Source organism: Ignavibacteriales bacterium, from assembly GCA_026390815.1.
Classification (GTDB): domain Bacteria; phylum Bacteroidota; class Ignavibacteria; order Ignavibacteriales; family SURF-24; genus JAPLFH01.
This window is the reverse complement of sequence record JAPLFH010000046.1, coordinates 1-22,985: the sequence shown is the minus strand read 5'-3', so window position 1 is coordinate 22,985 and position 22,985 is coordinate 1. Positions and strand designations below refer to the sequence as shown.

Annotated in this window: 19 protein-coding genes, 2 tRNA genes and 3 rRNA genes; 3 read left to right on the top strand and 21 right to left on the bottom strand. The window is 34.7% G+C overall.

Annotated elements, in window-relative coordinates:
• Positions 1-5: 5 nt before the first annotated feature.
• The 12 genes from NTX22_14085 to NTX22_14030 all read right to left on the bottom strand — a co-directional run bounded on the left by NTX22_14085 (position 6) and on the right by NTX22_14030 (position 10,329).
• Complete coding sequence (locus tag NTX22_14085) at positions 6-791, bottom strand: hypothetical protein (protein MCX6151647.1); 786 nt, start codon at positions 789-791, stop codon at positions 6-8.
• Positions 792-804: 13 nt separating this feature from the next.
• Positions 805-1,287: a hypothetical protein gene (locus NTX22_14080; protein ID MCX6151646.1), complete on the bottom strand. Its 483-nt coding sequence runs from the start codon at positions 1,285-1,287 to the stop codon at positions 805-807.
• A 75-nt stretch (positions 1,288-1,362) separates the two neighbouring features.
• Positions 1,363-2,118, bottom strand: a complete 756-nt coding sequence (locus NTX22_14075) for a 3-oxoacyl-ACP reductase FabG (GenBank protein MCX6151645.1) — start codon at positions 2,116-2,118, stop codon at positions 1,363-1,365.
• 98 nt (positions 2,119-2,216) lie between these two features.
• A complete protein-coding gene (gene truA, locus NTX22_14070) occupies positions 2,217-2,945 on the bottom strand; it encodes a tRNA pseudouridine(38-40) synthase TruA (protein MCX6151644.1) in 729 nt (242 codons plus the stop codon).
• An 85-nt stretch (positions 2,946-3,030) separates the two neighbouring features.
• On the bottom strand, positions 3,031-3,759 hold the full coding sequence (locus tag NTX22_14065) for a hypothetical protein (GenBank protein ID MCX6151643.1): 729 nt from the start codon (positions 3,757-3,759) through the stop codon (positions 3,031-3,033).
• 72 nt (positions 3,760-3,831) lie between these two features.
• Complete coding sequence (mtaB, locus tag NTX22_14060; GenBank protein MCX6151642.1) at positions 3,832-5,127, bottom strand: tRNA (N(6)-L-threonylcarbamoyladenosine(37)-C(2))-methylthiotransferase MtaB; 1,296 nt, start codon at positions 5,125-5,127, stop codon at positions 3,832-3,834.
• A 96-nt stretch (positions 5,128-5,223) separates the two neighbouring features.
• Positions 5,224-7,044, bottom strand: a complete 1,821-nt coding sequence (gene rpsA / locus NTX22_14055) for a 30S ribosomal protein S1 (GenBank protein ID MCX6151641.1) — start codon at positions 7,042-7,044, stop codon at positions 5,224-5,226.
• 98 nt (positions 7,045-7,142) lie between these two features.
• Positions 7,143-7,460: a nucleotidyltransferase domain-containing protein gene (locus NTX22_14050; GenBank protein ID MCX6151640.1), complete on the bottom strand. Its 318-nt coding sequence runs from the start codon at positions 7,458-7,460 to the stop codon at positions 7,143-7,145.
• A gap of 13 nt (positions 7,461-7,473) precedes the next feature.
• Positions 7,474-7,836: a HEPN domain-containing protein gene (locus NTX22_14045; GenBank protein ID MCX6151639.1), complete on the bottom strand. Its 363-nt coding sequence runs from the start codon at positions 7,834-7,836 to the stop codon at positions 7,474-7,476.
• 3 nt (positions 7,837-7,839) lie between these two features.
• The gene (locus NTX22_14040) at positions 7,840-8,718 is read right to left on the bottom strand and encodes a 4-hydroxy-3-methylbut-2-enyl diphosphate reductase (GenBank protein MCX6151638.1); all 879 of its coding nucleotides are present in this window, start codon (positions 8,716-8,718) and stop codon (positions 7,840-7,842) included.
• Between the two features lie 13 nt (positions 8,719-8,731).
• Positions 8,732-9,469, bottom strand: a complete 738-nt coding sequence (gene cmk / locus NTX22_14035; protein ID MCX6151637.1) for a (d)CMP kinase — start codon at positions 9,467-9,469, stop codon at positions 8,732-8,734.
• 89 nt (positions 9,470-9,558) lie between these two features.
• A complete protein-coding gene (locus NTX22_14030) occupies positions 9,559-10,329 on the bottom strand; it encodes an inositol monophosphatase family protein (protein MCX6151636.1) in 771 nt (256 codons plus the stop codon).
• A gap of 247 nt (positions 10,330-10,576) precedes the next feature.
• On the opposite strand from NTX22_14030, the gene lon reads away from it, so the two are divergent.
• The 3 genes from lon to dnaX are packed head-to-tail and all read left to right on the top strand — an operon-like array spanning position 10,577 to position 15,181.
• Complete coding sequence (gene lon, locus NTX22_14025) at positions 10,577-13,009, top strand: endopeptidase La (GenBank protein MCX6151635.1); 2,433 nt, start codon at positions 10,577-10,579, stop codon at positions 13,007-13,009.
• Complete coding sequence (locus NTX22_14020; GenBank protein MCX6151634.1) at positions 13,010-13,519, top strand: GAF domain-containing protein; 510 nt, start codon at positions 13,010-13,012, stop codon at positions 13,517-13,519. It begins immediately after the preceding gene.
• Between the two features lie 15 nt (positions 13,520-13,534).
• Positions 13,535-15,181, top strand: coding sequence for a DNA polymerase III subunit gamma/tau (gene dnaX / locus NTX22_14015; GenBank protein MCX6151633.1), 1,647 nt, complete (start codon positions 13,535-13,537; stop codon positions 15,179-15,181).
• Between the two features lie 19 nt (positions 15,182-15,200).
• Here dnaX and NTX22_14010 read toward each other — a convergent pair whose 3' ends face one another.
• The 9 genes from NTX22_14010 to NTX22_13970 form a co-directional block, all read right to left on the bottom strand.
• Positions 15,201-16,412 (bottom strand): FecR domain-containing protein, encoded by a 1,212-nt coding sequence (locus tag NTX22_14010; protein ID MCX6151632.1) that lies wholly within the window; start codon positions 16,410-16,412, stop codon positions 15,201-15,203.
• Entirely contained in the window at positions 16,409-16,930 is a 522-nt protein-coding gene (locus NTX22_14005) for an RNA polymerase sigma factor (GenBank protein MCX6151631.1), read from the bottom strand. The genes NTX22_14010 and NTX22_14005 overlap by 4 nt, the downstream gene beginning before the upstream one ends.
• A gap of 17 nt (positions 16,931-16,947) precedes the next feature.
• Positions 16,948-17,331 carry a hypothetical protein gene (locus NTX22_14000; protein MCX6151630.1) on the bottom strand — a complete coding sequence of 128 codons (384 nt, stop codon included), beginning with the start codon at positions 17,329-17,331 and terminating at the stop codon, positions 16,948-16,950.
• Positions 17,332-17,780: 449 nt separating this feature from the next.
• Entirely contained in the window at positions 17,781-18,632 is an 852-nt protein-coding gene (locus NTX22_13995; protein ID MCX6151629.1) for a hypothetical protein, read from the bottom strand.
• Positions 18,633-18,817: 185 nt separating this feature from the next.
• Positions 18,818-18,934, bottom strand: a 5S ribosomal RNA gene (gene rrf, locus NTX22_13990).
• 73 nt (positions 18,935-19,007) lie between these two features.
• Positions 19,008-21,858: ribosomal RNA gene (locus tag NTX22_13985) — 23S ribosomal RNA — on the bottom strand.
• A gap of 126 nt (positions 21,859-21,984) precedes the next feature.
• A tRNA-Ala gene (locus NTX22_13980) sits at positions 21,985-22,057 on the bottom strand.
• Positions 22,058-22,109: 52 nt separating this feature from the next.
• Positions 22,110-22,183 (bottom strand) — tRNA-Ile (locus tag NTX22_13975).
• 115 nt (positions 22,184-22,298) lie between these two features.
• A 16S ribosomal RNA gene (locus NTX22_13970) occupies positions 22,299-22,985 on the bottom strand; the annotation flags it as partial.

Below are 22,985 nucleotides of genomic sequence, written 5' to 3'. Positions count from 1 at the left end.
TAAAATTACGAATCCTTTTCTTTTCGTTTGACAATATAATAAATCAAAAAGACAATTATTGTAATTCCTACTTGGATAATTAGTCTGTAATTTATCAATGATTTTGATAACTCAAAAAATCCTTCCCAGCTTTCATAATTTTTTGCTAATAAAATTTGTATCATAGTTTTTGAATCGCTACCAAACAATAGAACATTGCTCCATAAAATAAAAAAAACTGGTAAGGAAAAAGAATACAAATTTTTAGTCTTAACAAGAATTAATGAAATAAGCAATGAAACAGTAAGCATTTGATATACAGAGAATAAAACTAATTTATCATTATGAAGCGGGATTAATTCATATACAAACAAGGACAGTGTTACAAGAACTGTTAAAGGAAAACTGAATTTTTTCTTTTCACTTATAAACTTCAAGAACAATCCAATCATTAGTAATTGTGGAAGATTCCAAATAAAATAGATTGGCAAATCAATTATAGAAGAAATACCGAATTCATAAAAATAATCAGGATCAGCAAATTCAATAACTTTCATCAAATAGAAAACTGTACAAATGATAAGAACTGGGATAGTAGAAAGTAAAAAATATGTTAAGAAAATTTTTAGCTTGAATTTTTTTAACTGGCTGAATATAAACCCGAATTTTTTCTGGGTAAGTAAAAGAATAAAAGGTAAAATAAGACTTAAATGGAATCTGAAACCAAGTACGATTACGAATCTATCTAATCCATAGTACCTTAAAAGAAAGCCAGCAGAGTTTACAATAATAAGAAGTAGAATTATATACAATGTCTTTTGCCGGTTACTTGGGTTGAATAGTTTGTTGTGGCTTTAATAAATCTGTTCCAACACCATGCTGATAAACTAAACTTCCTCCTTTTAATCCTGTTTGTAAAACAAAATAGCTGCCGATTAATGCCAGCACAACAAAAACATATTTCATAATTCCAACAAATTTTTTCTTGATTAAAAAGTAAGTTCTAAATACGAGCACTGCCGCAAAAAACCACAGTGTAATTGTTGCGTAAGTTTCGTGTTGAGAAATTGCACCTAAAGGAATGATAACATCTTTATCAAACAATATTTCTGCAACTTCGTCTGCCTGGTTTCCAGTTAACACGGCAGTTATGGCGCCCAAAATTCCAAGCACCAAAATTATATAAGCAGCTTTAGAAAATGATTCATTCCGAAAGATTGCTCCAATAAATTCCAGTAAAGTATAAGTTAAAAGTAAAGCAATTGGAAAATGTACAATCTTTGGATGAAGTCCTGCAAGAAATTCCATTACAACCTCCATTTAATTAGCTTTTTAAATATAATGCTATTGGATTAAACAATTAAAAATTTGCCGGCATTAATATTATCCACACAAAACACTTCCGCCATTTACATTAATAATTTCACCATTAACATGCCGCGCTAATTCTGATGCCAGAAAAAGAACCGGTCCGGCAATATCTTCAGGTAGAGGAATTCTTCCAACGGGAATGGATTTGCGAACCAATTCTTTATATTCTTTATCAGCAAAAACCTCTTTGCACATTTCTGTATCTACCCACCCAGGAGCAACGGAATTTGTTGTAATATTAAAATCCGCCAATTCAACTGCTAGCGATTTTGTATATGAAATCATTGCTCCTTTTGACGCAGCATAATGTGAATGGAAAGGTTCGCCGCGCTGCCCAGCAGTTGATGAAATATTTATTATTCTGCCATAACGATTTTTTTTCATAACAGGAATTACTGCCTTTGTAATTAAAAACATTCCAGTAAGATTTACTTTTAAAGTTTCTTCCCAATTTTGCACACTCATATTATCGGCTTCGCCATATTTCCAGATGCCAGCATTATTAACAAGAATATCTATCTTTTCAAAATCAGAAACGATTTGGGAAATTTTTTGATTGATATCTAATTCTGATTCTAAATCCAACTGATAAGGAACAATTTTATTTGGAAGATTTATTTTGGCAATTAATTCTTCGGCAGCTTTTTTATTTGATTTGAAAGTAAATGAAACATTAGCCCCGGCTTTGGCAAACATTTCCACACAGGCGGCACCAATCCCACGTGAACCTCCTGTTATTAAAACAACATTGTTTGTTAGGTCGATCATTTTACCTCTTTGGAAATTACATTTTTTAAATGCTTTATTGTTAAATTACTTTTAAATAATCATGAACTGTTTTCATCTAAACAAAAGAACAATTCATTTTAATATTTTACTTTGTATAAAAATAATCCTTTTGCTGGTACAGATTCACCTGCAATTATTCTATCTTTTTGCTCTAAAATATTTTTGATATAATCGCTACCATATTTCTCTTTTGAAACATTGAGGAGGGTACCAACAATTGATCTAACCATCCTGTGTAAAAAACGGTTTGCTTCAATAAAAAAAATAATAACTTCTTTTGTTTCCTTCCAATGGACATCATAAACAATACATTCTTTATTATTAGTTTTACTTTTCTTTTTACAGAATGATGTAAAATCATGCTCACCAATTAATGGATTTGCTAAAATATTAAGATCCGGGATATTTAATTTTTCAGGATAGCGATAAGTAAATTTTTCATAAAATGGTGATTTATGCTTGCTGATAAAATATAAATAACATCGTTTCTTTGCACTAAACCGCGAATGGAAATTTTCATCCACCTTTGTAATATCAACAATTGAAACATCATTTGGAAGAATGGAATTTAATGAATGCTTAAACTTGTATAAATCAATTTCATTTTCAGTCTTAAAATTAGCTACCTGACCAAGTGCATGAACACCGGCATCAGTTCTACCAGCACCAATCAATTGAAGTTCTTCTTTCAACAAAATTTTTATAGCATCAGCAATTGTTTGCTGAACAGTTGGTGTATAATTCTGAATCTGCCAACCTGCATAGTTGGTTCCATCATATTGGATTTTAAGTTTATAATTATTCAAGCTGGATATTTAGTTTTGTTGGAGTGTAAAATAAAAGATTAGTTAAAGAAATGCTATATGTTCAAAACAAATAGCATCCCTTAATTTAAAAAGAAGTTTGAAAATTTATTTCCATTCCAGATGGATAAACGCTGTTATTTCCAACCGAAACATTCCAACCGGTTTGAATATTCAATTGCTTGTTATAAGAACGAACAAGCAACGCAGCATCAATTGCACTAATGATTCTGTTCAATATCAAAGCTCCAACAGCAAATCTTACATTATTAAACGCTTGCTCACTCGATTCCCACATATTTCTGTATTCAGTTCTCTGGGCAACATCTTTCCATTTCCAGTTATATTTTTGCACATCATAAAGCTGGTCAAAATCGCCATCCAAACCTTTTCTTCTATTATAATCATCAATGTTGGTAAACTCGCTTATATTTGCAAAGTATCCGGCATCTTTACCATTTATTTCTACTCCGCCATAAGTAGCCGCAAATGATTTATAACTATTTCTCTGCCAGTTACCATAAATATTAAAGCCTGCATACGCACCCCAAAAAACTCCATCTGCAACAGTAAAATATTTTCCTCTATCATAATTGCCAGCATATAACTCGCCCATACCGGGCAGCAGTAAACTATATAACACAGCCATAAATCCACTTTTTTTTGTAAATCCTTCATCGGGATTAAGGGAGACAGAAATATTTTTTAATTGAATTTGTTTTGCATCATTCCTCAATTCAAAATTTGTTTTGGATGATGTTGATTGTGCAGCTAATATAGATGAAACGACTAACATCAGCAAAATTGTTTTTTTCATTTTTCCTCAGAATAAAAAATATTGGAAGTAAGTTTAGAATTCATTCCGCTATTATGCAAGTGGAATTTTTATCTACAAAATTTCTACTGAACAAATATTATCAACTACATTTACTATCTTTGCTTTAGTAAACTGGTTTATTTTTGTTTCATCATATTTACTCTGTACACGAACATAGTTGGAAGCAAAACCTTTCATAAATCCATTATGATTTTCGTGTTCAAATAATATTTCCACATCATTCCCGATCATTCGCCTATAAAACTCATTCTTCTTTTTCTCACTAAGGATACGTAGCATATTGTTTCTTCTTTTCCGTTCTGCAAATTCAACCTTCCCAGGTAAATCAATTGCTTTAGTATTCGGTCTTTCGGAATAAGTAAAAACGTGCAGGTAGGAAATGGGTAATTCATTTAAAAAGTTATAAGTTTCTAAAAAATCATTTTCGGTTTCACCAGGAAAGCCAACAATAACATCAACACCAATTCCGACGCCTGCAATTTGGGTTGCCAACTTGGAAATTAATTTTTCATAATCGCTCTTTGTATATCTTCTTTGCATAAGCTTAAGGATTTTAGCACTGCCGCTTTGGAGAGGAATATGAAAATGCTTACACATCTTTCCATTTTCAATTGTAAGCTGAATGATTTCATCTGTTAAAAGATTTGGCTCGATGGAGCTAATTCTTATCCTGAACTTACCGGGAATTTCGTTTATTGTTTTTAAAAGCGAGAATAAATCAGTGCCATTCATTTTACCATAATCACCAACATTTACTCCGGTAAGAATAATTTCTTTGTAGTCTTCATCAATGAGTTTTGTAAAATTTGTTATAACCTGTTCCTGTGTTAAACTTCTACTTTTACCTCTTGCTAAAGGAATTGTACAGAAGGAACATTTATAATCACATCCATCCTGGATTTTAAGGAACGCTCTTGTTCTGCTGTCAGCATCTGTTGATGAAGCTGGATTAATATCAGTAAGCTGCTCGGTTGGTGAAACATAAATACAAGATAATTCTTTCTTGCCAAAATTATCTACAAAATCAAAGAGCTTGAATTTTTCGTTACTGCCAAGAACAACATCTACGCCATTAATCTTTGCAATTTCTTCCGGTTTTAACTGTGCATAACAACCTGTAACCGCTATAAATGCTTCAGGATTTTTTCTTAAAGCCCGGCGCACAATCTGACGGCATTCTCTATCAGTATTATCAGTTACAGAACATGTATTTATAACATAAACGTCAGCTTGTTCTGTAAATTCAACTACGTCAAATCCCTTGTTTAGAAAAAGATTTCCTATTGTTGAAGTCTCTGAGTAATTTAACTTACAACCCAAAGTGTAAAACGCAACTTTACTTTGCATGCATTAATCTTTCAATAAATAACTATCTAAATATAAGAAAGCCATCCCGAAAAATTCAGGATGGCATTTCTATAAACTACTGATAAAAAAATCAGCTTACACAGTTGGTGCAGAAGGATTTGAAACTAAGGGTTCGTCAGGTGTTTCATAATTTGGAAAACCCGATGAATCAACAGTATCTGCACTTGCGTTTCTAATGTCATCAATAGAAACTTTTTCTAATTTGTGTTTAGCAATGTATTCTTTTATTTCGTCATTCGATTTTTCTTTCAATGCGCCGACTGCACTAAGAACAATCTTTTTGTTTTCTTTATCGAACTCAACAACCTTCAATGGAAGTTCTGAATCGACAGGGAAACAATAAGAAATATTTTTGATTTTTGAAGTTGAAAGTTGGGTAACAGGAACAAAACCATCAACTTTAGATGGAAGTTCTGCAATCAACCCTTTCTCAATTATCCTTACAACTTTACCTTCAGCAATTGTTCCAACGGCATAGTTTCTTTCAAAAACGTCCCAAGGATTATCCTGGATTTGTTTATGACCCAAAGAAATTTTTCTCTGGTCGGTATCAACACCAAGAACAACAACATCTATTTTTTCACCTTTCTTTACAACTTCTCCGGGATGACGAATTTTCTTTGTCCAAGATAAATCAGAAATATGAACCAATCCATCAACACCTGGTTCAAGTTCAACAAAAACTCCGAAGTTAGTTAGGTTTCTGGCAATGCCGGTATGCTTAGTTCCAACCGGATATTTCTGCATAAGTTCTGTCCAAGGATCTGGAACCAATTGCTTCATACCAAGTGAAATTTTCTTGTCATCTTTATCAAGACTTAAAATTATTGCTTCAACAATCTGTCCCATAGAAACAAACTGAGATGGATGTTTAATATGAAGTGTCCAGCTCATTTCAGAAATGTGGATTAAGCCTTCAATACCTTTTTCAATTTCTATGAAAGCGCCATAATCTGTAAGCGATACAACACGACCAGCAACTTTATCACCAACTTTATATTTAACATCAATACTATCCCATGGATGAGGAAGAAGTTGTTTAAGTGAAAGAGAAATTCTTTTCTTTTCCATATCGAAATCTGTTACAACAACTTTTATCTTTTCATCAAGCTTAACAACTTCACTTGGATGATTAATTCTTCCCCAGCTTAAATCGGTAATGTGAATTAATCCATCAACGCCGCCAAGATCCACGAACACGCCAAAATCGGTAATTGCTTTAACAATACCTTCAAGGATTTGTCCTTTCTCAAGGCTATCAAGAATTGCTTTTCTTTGATCAGAAATTTCTTCTTCGATAAGAACTTTATGAGATACTACAACATTTTCAGTAGGAATATTGATCTTAACAACTTTGAAATCCATTGTTTGACCAACGAAAGCATCAAAATCGCGTACAGGGCGAATATCTATTTGAGAACCAGGTAAGAATGCTTCAATACCCATTAAGTCAACAACCATTCCGCCTTTAATTCTCTTAAGAATTTTTCCCTGCATAATTTCGCCGGTATCGTAAGCATTAACTACTTTATTCCAGATCCTTAAGAAATCAGCTCTCTTTTTACTAAGGACAAGATTTCCTTCGCCGTCTTCAACGCTTTCAATAACTATTTCTACGTCAGAACCAATTTTAATTTCTTCACCAGCAAAAAATTCGTTCTTAGGAATAGTTCCTTCCGATTTGAAACCAACATCAAGAATTACATTATCTCCTTGAATGCCGACGATCTTACCTTTAATAATTTCACCTTCCTTTACATCTTTAAAGGATTGTGAATACAGTTTAGTTAAAAGCTCTAATTCTTCAACAGAATATTCATCTGAGTTTAGATACTTTTCTACCCCTTTACTTGGAACTTGAACGACTTCAACTCGTTCGTTTGTCTCTTCAGACATTATGCCTCCAAAAAATAATTACCTGCTTTTCACTAATTAGTCATCAGAAATTAGTTGAAGCAAAAGTGTTTAGTTAAACATTCGTTATTAAGATGACTTTAATTAACCTCAATTCCAGTTTTTTTTATTTCATAAATTAATGGTAACCAATTATCTTCTTCAAATGATTTCCTTGAAAAAGCAACAGGTTCTATTCTTAAATCGATTTCGCCGGCAATTCTAAAAAGCATCATTCCTTCATCAATAGGATCAATACCGAAATTATCTGAGATAACTGCCACATCAATATCGCTCTCTTTAGAATTGACATGTTTTGCATAAGAACCATAAAGTAATATCTTATTAACTTCAACGCCTTTTTTATTAAGCTGATCTTTGTATTTTTTAACAATATTTATAATTGAGCTTTCAACCATTGATGGACTTCTTTTATCTCTTCAAGTTTTTGTTTTGTAAATTTTTCATCACATTTTTCAAAGTGCTTCTTCCTATCGATTGGATACCTACCTTCAATATAGAATCCATAAACTCAACGAGTTTAATTTTAAACACTTCAGGAATTATTAATTTATTTTTTTCAATGAGCAACGGTAATGAATGAGTAATTGGTGCATGTTCCATATTAATTTTCACAAATAGTGCTTTAAGCATTTTTTCTAAAGCCAAATGTCCAAAAAATAATGAATAAAGAAACTTTTGCGAATTAAAAAGTGATTTTGCCACATCTAAATCTTCTATCGAACCTTCTACCCAATATGCAGTGGTTTTATTTATGTCAAAATCAATTTTCATTACTTATCTCTTTTCAATATATCCTTTTATTTTTATCATTAACCATTGTGGAGTTGAAGTAGCACCGGTAACTCCAACAGTGTCTGCATCATCAATCCATCCAAACTGAATATCATTTTCTTCTTCTATAAAATATGTCTTCGGATTTTCTTCTTTTGCAATATTAAAAAGAACTTTTCCATTGCTGCTTTTCTTTCCAGCAACAAAAAGTATAACATTATTTGCCTTAGCAAATTCTCGTAACTTTTTATCGCGACCGGAAACCTGTCCGCAAATTGTATTCTTCGAATGAAACTGAACTGCTTCCTCTTCAATTGAACCGATCTGCAATTCCTTTATCCTTTCTCTCAACGCATCAGTAATCTTTTGGAATGTCTCTCTATCCATTGTGGTTTGAGAAAAAAGAACAGTTGGTTTTTGAAAATCAACTTTTTCCAACGCTTCATCAACACTAAGAACAACAATTGCATTATCAGAAGTTACACCACGTAAACCAATAACTTCTGCGTGATCTTTTTTACCAAAGATTACAACCTGAAAATTATTATCATAAAATTTTCTTATCCGTTCTTGTACCTTAGTAACAATGGGACAGGTTGCGTCAATAATTTCCAAATCATTTTGAGCTGCTAATTTATAGGTTGCTGGAGGCTCACCATGCGCTCTAATTAAAACCTTACTTCCCTTTTCAAGTTTTGAGAAATCATTAACCGATATCGTTTCAAGACCAAGATCATTTAATCTTTTTACTTCTGCCGTATTATGAATAACATCACCGAGCGAATATACTTTATTGGCAGTGCTTAACTCTTTTTCTGCAAAATCAATTGCTCTAACTACTCCCCAGCAAAAGCCTGCATTACTATCTATATTAATTTTCATTAACTAAAATCTTTCAAACATCTTTTACGATGACTGATTTCATTTTATTAGAAACTACTTCCGCAATTTTTAATATTTTATTCACCTGTTCTTCAATTGTTAAATCAGAAGTATCGACTTCAAAAGCACCATCAGCTTTCATTAGTGGGCTAACTTCCCGATGCGAATCGATATAATCGCGTTTACTTAAATTTTCCTGAATTTCCTTAATCGTGATACGTTCACCTTTCTGTTCAAATTCTTTCAATCTTCTTTTAGCTCTTTCTTCTAAAGTAGCAATTAGAAAAATCTTAACTTCTGCTTCAGGAAAAACAACTGTTCCAATATCTCTTCCCTCAGCAACAATATTTGTATTTTCTCCAATTTTGCGCTGAAGTTTCACCAATGCTTTTCTTACTCCCGGTATTAAACTAACATCACTTACACGGGAATTAACCTCAAAAGAGCGAATTTCTTCAGTCACATCTTCATCGTTAATAACTACAATCGTTTTTCCATTTGAAAAGTTCAAATTAATCCGAACATTTTCAGCTAATTTAATAATCTCATCTTCATTGTCGGTTAAATTCTTTTTAAGAGCCAGGTAAGTTATTGCCCTATACATAGCCCCGGTATCCAGGTATGTGTAACCTAATTTAGCAGCAATTAGCTTAGCAGTTGTACTTTTTCCAGAACCTGCCGGACCATCGATAGTGATAATAAATTTATTAAACATTGATGGTAAAGATACTAAAAAGCGGTGTGTCTTCAAAAAATTTCAAGGTGCCAAAATTTAGGTGAAAAAAATGTCATTTATGGCTTTTTCTTTATTTGATTATATACAAAAACAATTTATATCTTCTATGTAAAATTTGATAATTCTTGTAACATTCTTTTACTTACTTTTCCATTAGTTGCAAGTATTTGTTTACAAAAAATATCTTTTTCATTTCCTGCAAAATCAGATACCAAACCGCCAGCTTCTTCAACAATTAACCTGCCAGCGCAAATATCCCAAGGATTTAGATTAACCTCCCAGAAGCCATCAAATACTCCATCGGCAACATAACAAAAATCAATTGCCGCAGATCCAAGTCTTCTAATAGCTCTGCTTTTTTTAATAAATGTTGCAAAAATATCAATTGCGTTTCCAGGATTCTCGGCAATATCATATGGAAAACCTGTTACCAAAACGCTGTGACTCAAATTCTCATTCTCGCTCACTTTCATCCGTCGTCCATTACAAAAAGAACCGGAACCAAATTCAGTTGAATATAAAACACCTCTCATTATATCATAAACAACTCCGCAAATTGATTTTCCATTCTTCTGTACTCCAATTGAAACAGAAAAAATTGGTAAACCATGTGCAAAATTAGTTGTGCCATCAAGCGGATCTATAACCCAAACAAATTCTTTATTTAAATAATCGCCACCAGTTTCTTCAGCAAGAATTCCGTGAGATGGATATTTTTTCTTAATAAAATCAATAATTAGCTTTTCAGATTTTTTATCTATTTCCGTTACAAGATTCGATTCATTAGTCTTATATTCAACTGAAAAGTTAGTTCTGAATGCCTGTTTAATTATCTCTCCGGCTTCTTTAGAAATTTTAATTACATTATCGATCATTCTTAATCCAAATTAGTGTTATTCAAATTTACACAATATGATGGAAGTAATAATAAATATTTGGTTGGTGCTTTAGTTCTAATCTAAATGGCAGAAAATTGTTTAATTGTCAGATTGTTATCAACAACTTAACTTTTTCATTACCAATTTTAGAAACCGCCTCTTCAATTCTTCATTCCTTGATAGCTCATCTATTATTTGGTATATTTTGAGTGAAATTTTTTATTGAAAATATGGAGTGTGGCATTTGAAAGTTGTTGAGAAAACGAAGTTAGCAGAATTAATTGATAGTTCGTTTGTAGATGAAGTACCAAAAAATTTACCAATCCTACCACTACGTGATAACGTTATTTTTCCTTATATGATCTTCCCTGTCCTTGTTGGAAGAGAGCAATCCATAAAAGCAGCAAACTATGCACTGGAAAGTTCAAAATATATTTTTCTTGCCGCTCAAAAAAGAGCTAATATAGACGAACCGAAGAAGGAAGATATTTTTCTCGAAGGTACCGTTGCAAAGATTATTCAAATCCTTAAGCTGCCAAACGGTTTAATGAAAATTTTAGTTGATGGAATAATTCAGGGACGAATTTTAGAATTTACAGAAAACCCTGATTTCTTTGAGGCAAGGATAGAAATTATTCTACCACAGGAAGAAAATGCAGTTGAGATGAATGCATTGATTAGACAAATGACTCATTTGTTTAAAGAGTATGTAAAGATAAACCGCACAATTCCATCAGAAGCAATAAATGCTTATGACAATATTGAAGAGCCGGATAGGAAATTATTTTATGTTGCAGCAAACATCACCCAGAACATTGAAGTAAAACAAACAATACTTGCTAAGTTTACAATTAAAGAACAGCTTTATGAAGTAATAAAAATTTTGAATTCGGAAATTGACATTCTGAAAGTGGAAAAGGAAATTGAACATAAAGTACAAGAAAATATTGCTAAGACTCAGCGAAAGTTTATAATACAAGAGCAGATTAGAATTTTGCAGGATGAACTTGGAGACGAAGATGAAGCCTCACCAGAATTTATCCGGTTGCGGGACTTGGTTAAAAAGGCTAAAATGCCAAAGCATGCTGAAGACAGAGCCAATGAAGAATTGAACAAACTCAAAAAAACTCCACCTATGTCACCTGAATCAACAGTTATCAGAAATTATCTTGAGTGGTTGATAGATGTTCCATGGTATCAGAAAACTATCGATAACCTGGACATCAATTACGTGCGTAAAATTCTGGATGAAGACCATTATGGTTTAGATAAACCTAAAGAAAGAATAGTTGAGCATATTGCCGTACTTAACCTTGTTAAACAAATGAAAGGACAAATTTTATGTTTTACCGGACCTCCGGGAGTTGGCAAAACTTCACTTGGTAAATCTATTGCAAGAGCCATCGGAAGAAATTTTGTAAGAATTAGTCTTGGCGGTGTTAGAGATGAAGCAGAAATTCGCGGACATAGAAGAACTTATATTGGTTCTCTGCCAGGAAAAATAATTCAATCAATGAAAAAAGCTGGAACGGTAAATCCTATTATTCTGATGGATGAAATTGATAAAATGAGTATGGATTTTCGCGGCGATCCATCATCAGCTTTGCTTGAAGTATTGGATCCTGAGCAGAATCATACATTTAATGATCATTACTTTGATCTTGATTACGATTTATCGCAGGTTATGTTTATAACAACTGCAAATATAAAATACAACATCCCTCTTCCGTTGCAAGACAGAATGGAAATAATTGAATTACCCGGATACCTGGAACATGAAAAACTTCAGATAGCAAAACGGCACATCATTCCAAAGCAGCTTGTTGCACATGGATTGCAGGATAAACATGTTTCGTTCGAGGATTCATCAGTAATCAAAATTATTTCTGAATATACCCGTGAAGCCGGTGTGCGAAATATGGAACGTGAAATTGCAACCGTTTGCAGAAAAACTGCGCGGGATATCGTATTAAGACAGCTTAAAAATGGAAAAGAAAGTAAAAAGAATAAAGAATATCCGATCACTGAAAACAAAGTTGCCGAATGTCTTGGAGTTCCAAAGTATAGAAGGCAGCGCACAACACAAGAAGCACGAATAGGCAGCGTGGTTGGTTTAGCCTGGACAAGCGTTGGCGGTGAAATTTTAAATGTTGATGCTACAATAATGAATGGTACGGAACGCTTGTCTTTAACTGGTCAGCTTGGTGATGTTATGAAGGAATCTGCACAAGCAGCACTAAGTTATATCCGTTCCAATACTAAACTATTAGGATTGGATTCAAATTTTCAAAAAGGAAAAGAAATACATATTCATCTTCCGGAAGGTGCAATTCCAAAAGATGGACCATCAGCAGGAATTACAATGGCGATGGCAATGTACTCAGCATTTAGTGGCAGAGCCGCTAAAAACAATGTTGCAATGACCGGTGAAATAACTCTCCGCGGAAATGTTTTACCAATTGGTGGGTTAAATGAAAAATTGTTGGCTGCTCAACGAGTGGGAATTAATACGGTTCTTATTCCAAAAGAGAATGAGAAAGATTTAGTTGAGATTCAGGAAGAAGTTAAAAAAGGTTTGAATATTGTTTCCATCGAAAAAATTGTTGATGCTCTACCATTTGTTTTTGAGTCAATAAAAACACAAAAGATTAAAAAGAAAAATAAGCTGAAGAAGTAAATGTCAGAATCAATAATAATTGATAATTATTTATCCGATCAAGAAAAATATCTTGCTTTAATACCGCAGTTGAAAATTTTAATTGATGAGAATGATTACATTTTAACAAGTCTTTCTAACTTTACTGCTGCTTTAAAGCAAACGTTTGATAAAATAAGCTGGGTTGGTTTTTATCTTTATACCGGAAGAGAATTAATTCTTGGTCCATTCCAGGGGAAAATTGCTTGTACAAAGATTGAGATTGGTAAAGGAGTTTGCGGAACAGCAGCAATTGAAAAACAAACGGTTATTGTACCTGATGTTGAAAAATTTCCAGGACATATTGCCTGCGATTCTGAATCTAAATCAGAAATTGTTATACCGCTGATTAAAAACGACAAACTTTACGGTGTATTGGATCTGGATAGTTGTGCACTTAATTCTTTTGATGAAACTGATAAAAAATATCTAGAAAGTATCTGCAAGTTGTTATTAGAAAAATTAAATTTTGATAAACTTATTATCACATAAAAAAATTGAGTTTATATGAGTTATGTTGTTACCGCAAGAAAATGGCGACCGGCACTTTTTGAAGAGGTGATTGGTCAGGAGCATATTACTATTACTTTAAAAAATGCTATTAAAAACAATAGAATTGCACATGCTTATATTTTTGCAGGTCCGCGTGGAGTTGGTAAAACTACTACAGCAAGAATTCTTGCAAAAACTTTGAATTGCTTACACCCTAAAGATGCAGAACCTTGCAATGAATGCGAGATGTGTAAATCTTTCAACTCATCCCAATCGCTTGATATTATTGAAATAGATGGTGCATCTAACAGAAGAATAGATGAAATACGTACGCTTAGAGAATCAGTAAAATATGCACCTACCAAAGGCAAATATAAAGTTTACATCATTGATGAAGTGCATATGTTAACAACTGAATCATTTAATGCACTTTTGAAAACTTTGGAGGAACCACCTGAATACACGATTTTTATTTTTGCAACAACTGATGTTCATAAAGTACCGCTAACAATAATTTCACGATGCCAGCGTTTCGATTTCAGAAGGATTGAATTAAATCCAATTAAGAAATTATTAAAGAAAATTGCAGATGAAGAAAAAATAAAGATTGATGATCAATCGCTTACTATAATAGCAAAAAAAGCAGATGGTGCATTACGCGATGCTGAAAGTATTTTTGATCAGATTATTGCCTTTAGCGGTAATGAGATTGAAGCAGAAACACTTTCCAATATGCTGAATCTTATTAATGAAGATACATTCTTTACAATATCTGATGCAATTCTTGATAAAAAATTCGCAGCTTCATTTGAAGTAACTAAAATGGTGTACGAAAAAGGTTGGAATTTTATTGACTTCCTAAATGGTTTAATAGAACATTTTAGAAATATTTTAACAATTAATCTTTCTGGAAATGCTGATCTTATTGAAAGTGCGGAAATCTATAAGGAAAAATATTTCAACTATAAAAACAAATTTACTGAAAGTGATTTGCTGAGGATTTTAAATTTCCTAAACAAAACACAACAAGAATTAAGATACACACAAAATCATCGTTTAAAGATTGAGATTGCACTTTGCAGCTTAATTGGATTGGAAAAATCTTCCTTAATAAAAGATGTTATTCAAAAGTTGGAAGAAATAAAAAAAAAAGTTCCAGCTTATAGCGTAAGTGAATCCAACAATTTATTCTACACTTCCGATAATCTTGAAAAGAAAGAAACTCCGGTTTTAATTAAAACAGGGATCCAATCTTTAACGGAATCTTCCTCTACAATAAAAAAATCTGATAATATGGACTTGACGATCAAATGGAAAAATTTTATTCAAACAATTAATAATGAAAAAATCCTTGTCGCTTCTGCTTTATCTAATTTGCAATTAGTCAGTCTTGAAAGTAATAAACTTAACGTTCATGGCAGTGATGAATCTATTAATATAATGTTAAATCAAAACAAGAAATTTATTGATCAAAGACTTAGTGAATTCTTTGGGAAAACTATTTCCTTAAATAATGAATACAGCTCCACAGAAACTTTTTATACTTCACAAACTGCCGAGCCTAAACAAAAAGTAAATAATGGGGATGATTTAGCAGGAAGGAAAGAAAATTCTTTGATTGATTCTATTAAAAAAGAATTAAAAGGTGAGGAAATAAATTAATTAAACTTAATTCTAGTAATTAAATTTGCCAGGCTATTTCGTCCCACCATTTTTTCAACATTTCTTTGTTTAATTCAAGTATTCCTTGTTTTGTTACACCATTTGGAGCAGCATAAAAGGAATTAAGTTTATCAAATAATTTACCTCTCAAGTGTTCATCAATTAAAGGGAAAATATGCCATAAAGTAAGAGCATCAAACTCAGCTGATTCATTAAGGATGATATTAAACGAATTCTGATCATGCTTTTTTTCAAATTCTATTAATGCAATTTTTAAATTTCCAGTTGAACTATTGTTTACAGGAATACCAGTTTCATTTTGATGTATTTTAAAAGTATATCCTTCAGGAAGCATAAACACATTATTCCCAGAATTAATCTCAACAAATCCACTAATTACATTAATTACAGTTGTTGTGTCTGCAAAATAATTTATTTTAAAATTGCTTTTATTTTCAGTTGTAATTGCATTCTGTGTTTCTATAGAAAATTTCCCCGTCTGAGTCCAGGTATTAGCACTCACAGAACCTTGGAATAATTTTATTCTATTTTCCCCCTTTTGTGCATCTATCAATTTAATAATTGAATTCTGATCAATATGGAGCAGTCCAAAATCGGCAATTTTAACAGTTACATTTGAATAATCATGTGTTATTAATTTATCATCAAGATAAAATTTCTTTTGATCAGTTAATCGATTCTGAATAACATAACTTCCTTCCGATTTAATTATTTCCCACGGATAATTTTCTTGAAGTGAGGTGTACAAGTACAAACAAATTACTAATATTGCAATAAGCAGAGGAAGAATGACTAAAATTTTCTTTTTGGAAAATCGAGATTTAAAATTTATTTCATTTATTGGTTTTTCTAATAGATCCAGCGGAAGTTTTTTAATTTTACTATGATCAGCTTTTTCTTTTTCCTCCAACAATCGTTGCTGTTTTTTAATTTTCCTAAGTTTATTTTTGCTTAAAACCGCATTTGAATTATTATCTTTTAGTTCTGATTCATTATTAATTTCATTGAATATCTGATCCAGAATTCCTTTTGGTGGCTGAACGCTTTGGGGAAGGGATTCAATTTGAGAAAAAAAGTCCGTAAAAATTTTAAAATCCTTTGAACATTTAATGCAATCCTTTACATGGTTTTCAATTTCTTTTTTTTGTTCTTCAGATATTAGATTATCAAAATAATCAAGAAGCAGAGGTGTTATTTCAAAGCAATTCATTTCTTCAATTCCTCTACTAAATAATTTCTGGCAACAAATAGGTAGGATTTAATATCATTTACAGAAATATTTTCAAACAAATCAGCTATTTCTTCAACCGAATAATTCTCAATATCATGTAATATAAAAATCATCCTTTCCATCTCATCCAGTTGGTAAATAATTCTTTCCAGAGAATTTGAACTTGCTGAAATTTTTCGACCCATATTCTGAATTTCTGATGCCTTAGATAATTCTGAATTCTTTTTTCTGAAATTTTGAAGAATTGTAAATACAGCAAAACCGTGCAACCACTTTGCAAATGAAGTATCAGTTCTTACTTGCTTAATGTTTTTCCAAGATAATAAAAAAACTTCTTTGGTTAGATTTTCCGCTAATTTAGAATCAGCCAACATTCTTAAACAAAGCAGATAAATATTTCCAAGATTTATTTCAACAAGTTGCATAAAAGCATTTCTGCTTCCTTTTTTAGAAGACTCAACCAGGCTGGTAATAAATTTATTGTCAGTTTCTTTCATAAATAATTTTGCATTTATCAATTCCAAATTCTTGGAGTAATTTTGGTTCCTTGTACTCGGGCAGATACTCTAACAGGATTTTTTCCATCATATCCTTTTTCTACACCCAGAGCATTAAAATCTATTCTTGCTGCTTTAATAGTAACAGTAAATTTGCCATCCGGTGTTTTTAGAAGTTTAGAATTTATTTTCCAACCACTAAAACTTCCCTGCCCACCGCCCATTTGCCTAACTTTTTTAGAATGTGCCATTGCTTCATAAGAAAGGTAATTAATATGGTTATATAATTTATCGCGGTTGGACTGTGAAGCCCAACTTTTGTAATAATTCATTCCAGTTAAAATAGCTATTGCTATTATAATAACAGCAAGTACAATATATAAAAGCTGTTGAGTTCCCATAGAAAACCCGTTTATTATTAGGATGAAAATTACAAAGAAAAATAACCAACTACCAAATGTTCAATTTCTCTTTAGTAAATGATTTGCCAATAAAATAATCCTTCGAAAATTAATTGAGTGTATATTTTGGGCAGCCGCTTGCGAAATTTATTGTCAATTTCTTTGAAGGAAATAGGAATTAATTAGAATGGTAAAACTAAAATATGCCCCGTTTGCGAAAAGTATTCTCGAAGAGGAGGTATGCTATTATTAGAACGTTAATTTATAATAATTTACAATTAACACGCAAGGGCAAAAATAAAAATTTTCGAAAATCACTTTTCGAAATTTATGAAAACAACGGTAAGTTATTATAAAATAATGAATTTGAAATAACTTGAAAAAGAACAGTGTCTCTAAGTTATTATAATCAAGCTATTTCCGATAAAAATCATTATGTAAACTCCTTCTCAATAATACTTCCTTCTATGAGGAATTGATGTTCTTGGTTGTGGTCTTATAGTTTCATAAACTTTCCACATACCTTCGTGCTTTCTTAAAACATATTGCTGCCTGTTTGTTTCCCTGTAAGGAAAAGTATAGGCTTTTTTATTTGTATCCCACCAGCGTAAATACCAATACTCAATTGTTGAAACAAAAACTTCTCCTTTCTCTGTTTTTCTTACTTTCATATCAATAATTCTTTTTGAAGATGGATTCATAGGATTAGAAAGTGTCCATCCTCTTTCTTTATGCCTAAGCACAACATGCATTATTTCTTTTACAGCAGGGCTATCAGGAATAAACCATTTATCAATTATAATATCAGGAATAATGTTGGGCAGCATCATATATGATTTAAATTCAGTTTCTATCGCTTCAGTAACAACACGTTCAATATAATCTTTAACATCTTTTTCAGTCAGAATATTATTTGAAGAATTTTCTTTTGAAGTATCACGCACAAGGATAGAATATCCGCCAATATCAGGATAAGAATCATCTTCATCAAAAAATATTTTTTTTAAATCTTTTTTATGAATCATCTGAAAAACAAAATTTATTTTTCTACCCGGTCTCAAATAAAATTTTCTCAGCTTGTCTTCAGTTTCAAATTTTAATTGTGCCTTATTGGAATTATTTAAGGAAATGAATTTGGAAGGATGATTGGAATTAAATAATTTGTTTATACAATCGCTAAAGAACATCCATTGCAGTGAGTTAGGTTTTAGAACTATCGCCTTATTAGAAAGCAATAATTCCATTTCATGTTTTATATCTTCTTTCATAGAAATAATTTCTTGCATAGAAAGATATTCCATTCTTCTTATCCTGTAAAAAGCACCCGCCTTATTCTTTGCGGGAAAACTCCAATTACAAATTCCAATTGGAATCTAAGCATTTCTAAGTCTTTTGTCAATAAGAAATTTTTAAGGATGATTAAAGAGAAAAACTGAGAGATGATTTAAAATAAAAAATCCCGATCAAAGATCGGGATTAAAATAAAATCTGGCAACGACCTACTCTCCCACACAGTTACCCGAGCAGTACCATCGGCGCATAGGGGCTTAACTACTCTGTTCGGAATGGGAAGAGGTGTAACACCCTAGCTATAGTCACCAGAAAAATCTGTAAACTTTAAAAAAGAAAGTTGAAAGAGCGCCATAACAAATTAAATATCTGAACATAAAAATATATTGATTAAGTCGCACGACCTATTAGTACTGCTTGGCTAAATGCATTACTGAACTTACACCTGCAGCCTATCAACCTCGTAATCTCCGAGGAGTCTTTAGTGTCTTGCGACAGGGATACTTCATCTCGCCCGCATAGGATAGGGACCGAACTGTCTCACGACGTTCTGAACCCAGCTCACGTACCGCTTTAATTGGCGAACAGCCAAACCCTTGGGACCTTCTTCAGCCCCAGGATGCGATGAGCCGACATCGAGGTGCCAAACCTTGCCGTCGATATGAACTCTTGGGCAAGATCAGCCTGTTATCCCCGGCGTACCTTTTATCCTTTGAGCGACGACTCTTCCACTCGAAGTCGTCGGATCACTAAGTCCTGCTTTCGCACCTGCTTGACCTGTATGTCTCGCAGTTAAGCTCCCTTTTGCCTTTACACTCGCCGCACGATTACCAACCGTGCTGAGGGAACCTTTGAGAGCCTCCGTTACATTTTTGGAGGCGACCGCCCCAGTCAAACTACCCGCCTAACACTGTTCCTTACCCTGATTCAAGGGCAGAGGTTAGAATCCAAATAAAACAAGGGTGGTATTTCACCGTTGACTCCACCGAAGCTAGCGCCCCGGCTTCGAAGTCTCCCACCTATCCTACACATGCCTTATTCGAACCCAATGCTAGGGTGCAGTAAAGGTGCACGGGGTCTTTCCGTCCATATGCGGGTAACCGGCGTCTTCACCGGTACCACAATTTCACCGAGCCCGTGGTTGAGACAGAGCCCAAATCGTTACACCATTCGTGCAGGTCGGAACTTACCCGACAAGGAATTTCGCTACCTTAGGACCGTTATAGTTACGGCCGCCGTTTACTGGGGCTTCGATTCAAAGCTTCGCTTGCGCTGACCTCTCCTCTTAACCTTCCAGCACCGGGCAGGTGTCAGTCCATATACATCGTCTTGATTGACTTCGCATAGACATGTGTTTTTGTTAAACAGTCGCTTGGGCCATTTCACTGCGGCCTCCTCTAGCTTGGGAAGTAAATTCCCTTACCTTTAGAGGCACCCCTTATCCCGAAGTTACGGGGTTAATTTGCCGAGTTCCTTAACCACGGCTCACTCGAGCACCTTAGAATATTCATCCCATCTACCTGTGTCGGTTTACGGTACGATCTGATAAGCATCTCCTTTACGAAGATTTTCTCGGCAGTCTGCTTAGGGTCGGTTTGTGTCCTAGGGACTCCCATTCGTGTCTCGGTGTTAAGAGAAAGTGGATTTGCCTGCTTTCTCCACCTACGCACTTAGACCACCTAATCCAACAGGTGGCCGACCTTTCACTACTGCGTCTCTCCTTAAAGTCAAACGAAACTTACCAGGTACAGGAATATTAACCTGTTTTCCATCACCTACGCCTTTCAGCCTCGGCTTAGGAATCGACTAACCCTGAGACGATTAACGTTGCTCAGGAAACCTTAGATTTTCGGTGGATAGATTTTTCATCTATCTTATCGTTACTTATGCCAACATTTGCTTTTCTATCCGCTCCAGCATATCTCACAATACGCCTTCGATGCAAATACAATGTTCCCCTACCATTCCGATAAATCGGAATCCATAACTTCGGTAAGTAGTTTAGTCCCGATAATTGTCGACGCTGAGTCGCTTGACTAGTGAGCTATTACGCACTCTTTAAATGAATGGCTGCTTCTAAGCCAACATCCTAGTTGTCTAAGCAACTTAACATCCTTTTTCTGTTAACTACTATTTGGGGACCTTAGTTGATGGTCTGGATTGTTCTCCTCTCGGCAATGAAACTTATCTCCCACTGCCTGACTCCCGAGAAACATATGACAGGAATTCGGAGTTTGTCTGGGTTTGGTACCGTTGTGACAGCCCTAGCCCAATCAGTGCTCTACCTCCTGCATACTTTTACTCGAGGCTAGCCCTAAAGCTATTTCGGGGAATACGAGCTATCTCCGAGTTTGATTGGTCTTTCGCTCCTACCCTCACCTCATCCAAGCGGTTTTCAACCCACACTAGTTCGGACCTCCATGAGGTTTTACCCTCACTTCATCCTGGACAAGGGTAGATCACCCGGTTTCGCGTCTACCGCACGTTACTAAAAACGCCCATTTCGGACTCGCTTTCGCTTCGGCTGCCCCCGTAACGGGGTTAACCTTGCAACGTACGAGTAACTCGTTGGCTCATTATACAAAAGGCACGCTGTCATCCCGACGAATCGAGACTCCAACCGTTTGTAAGCATACGGTTTCAGGTACTATTTCACCCTCCTGTTAGGAGTACTTTTCACCTTTCCCTCACGGTACTGCTTCACTATCGGTTACAAGAGAGTATTTAGCCTTAGGAGATGGTTCTCCCGGATTCCCACAAGCTTCCACTTATCTCGTGGTACTTGGGAACAGTTCTAAGAGTTACATTATTTTCGTCTACAGGACTATCACCTTCTATGGTTGAACTTTCCAGAACATTCGGCTAATAATGTAATTTTTTACTCTTTGATCTACAGTAATTCGATCTTGAACGTCCCACAACACCGCTAACACAACGGTTACTGCCTTTAACATGTTAGACGGTTTAGGCTGTTTCCCTTTCGCTCGCCACTACTTAGGAAATCACTATTGTTTTATCTTCCTCCAGCTACTGAGATGTTTCAATTCACTGGGTTGCCTTCTTACATCCTATTGATTGAGATGTAGATATCCAGACATTACTCTGGATGGGTTGCCCCATTCGGAAATTCACGGGTCTTAGGTTGCTTCCACCTATCCGTGACTTATCGCAGGTAACCGCGTCCTTCGTCGACTTCTTGTACCAAGGCATCCACCGTATGCCCTTAATAACTTAACCAAAAAATATATTTTTATACACAGATATTTAGGTTCTATTATGGCTAGTAAAACATCATTTCAAAAGAAACTAGTTTTTACTCTTTCAACTTTTCAAAGAACAATTATTCGCATAAAGCGATTATAGTGGAGCTAAACGGGATCGAACCGTTAACCTCCGCCTTGCAAGGGCGGCGCTCTCCCAATTGAGCTATAGCCCCAGAATTAATTCTGGGTGGTTATCTTAAATCACCATAGATGCACACCCTAAAGTGGGCCTGAGTAGAATTGAACTACTGACCTCACGCTTATCAGGCGTGCGCTCTAACCAACTGAGCTACAGGCCCAGGTCTAAATCACCTTTTCAAGGAACATTAAAAAACCTGATTGCATTTCTGTTAGTCAGGTTTTAAAAAGAAAAGTGAGTGTAAAAGTATCAGTAATAGTTTGATTACTCTTTAGAAAGGAGGTGATCCAGCCGCACCTTCCGGTACGGCTACCTTGTTACGACTTAGCCCCAGTCACCAGTTTTACCTTAGGCAGCTTCCTCCTTACGGTTAGAACACTGACTTTGGGTACCCCTGGCTTCCATGGCTTGACGGGCGGTGTGTACAAGGCCCGGGAACGTATTCACCGCGCCGTGCTGATGCGCGATTACTAGCAATTCCGACTTCATGGAGTCGAGTTTCAGACTCCAATCCGAACTGAGGATACATTTAAGGGATTGGCTCCACCTTGCGGTTTGGCAACCCATTGTTGCATCCATTGTAGCACGTGTGTGGCCCTAGGCGTAAGGGCCATGCGGACTTGACGTCATCCCCACCTTCCTCACTACTTGCGTAGGCAGTCCTATTAGAGTGCCCAGCTTAACCTGATGGCAACTAATAGTAAGGGTTGCGCTCGTTGCGGGACTTAACCCAACACCTCACGGCACGAGCTGACGACAGCCATGCAGCACCTGTACAAGTGCCATTGCTGGAGGAGTGCTTTCACACCCTATCACTTGCTTTTCAAGCCTAGGTAAGGTTCTTCGCGTTGCATCGAATTAAACCACATGCTCCACTGCTTGTGCGGGCCCCCGTCAATTCCTTTGAGTTTCAACCTTGCGATCGTACTCCCCAGGTGGAATACTTAATGCGTTAGCTGCGG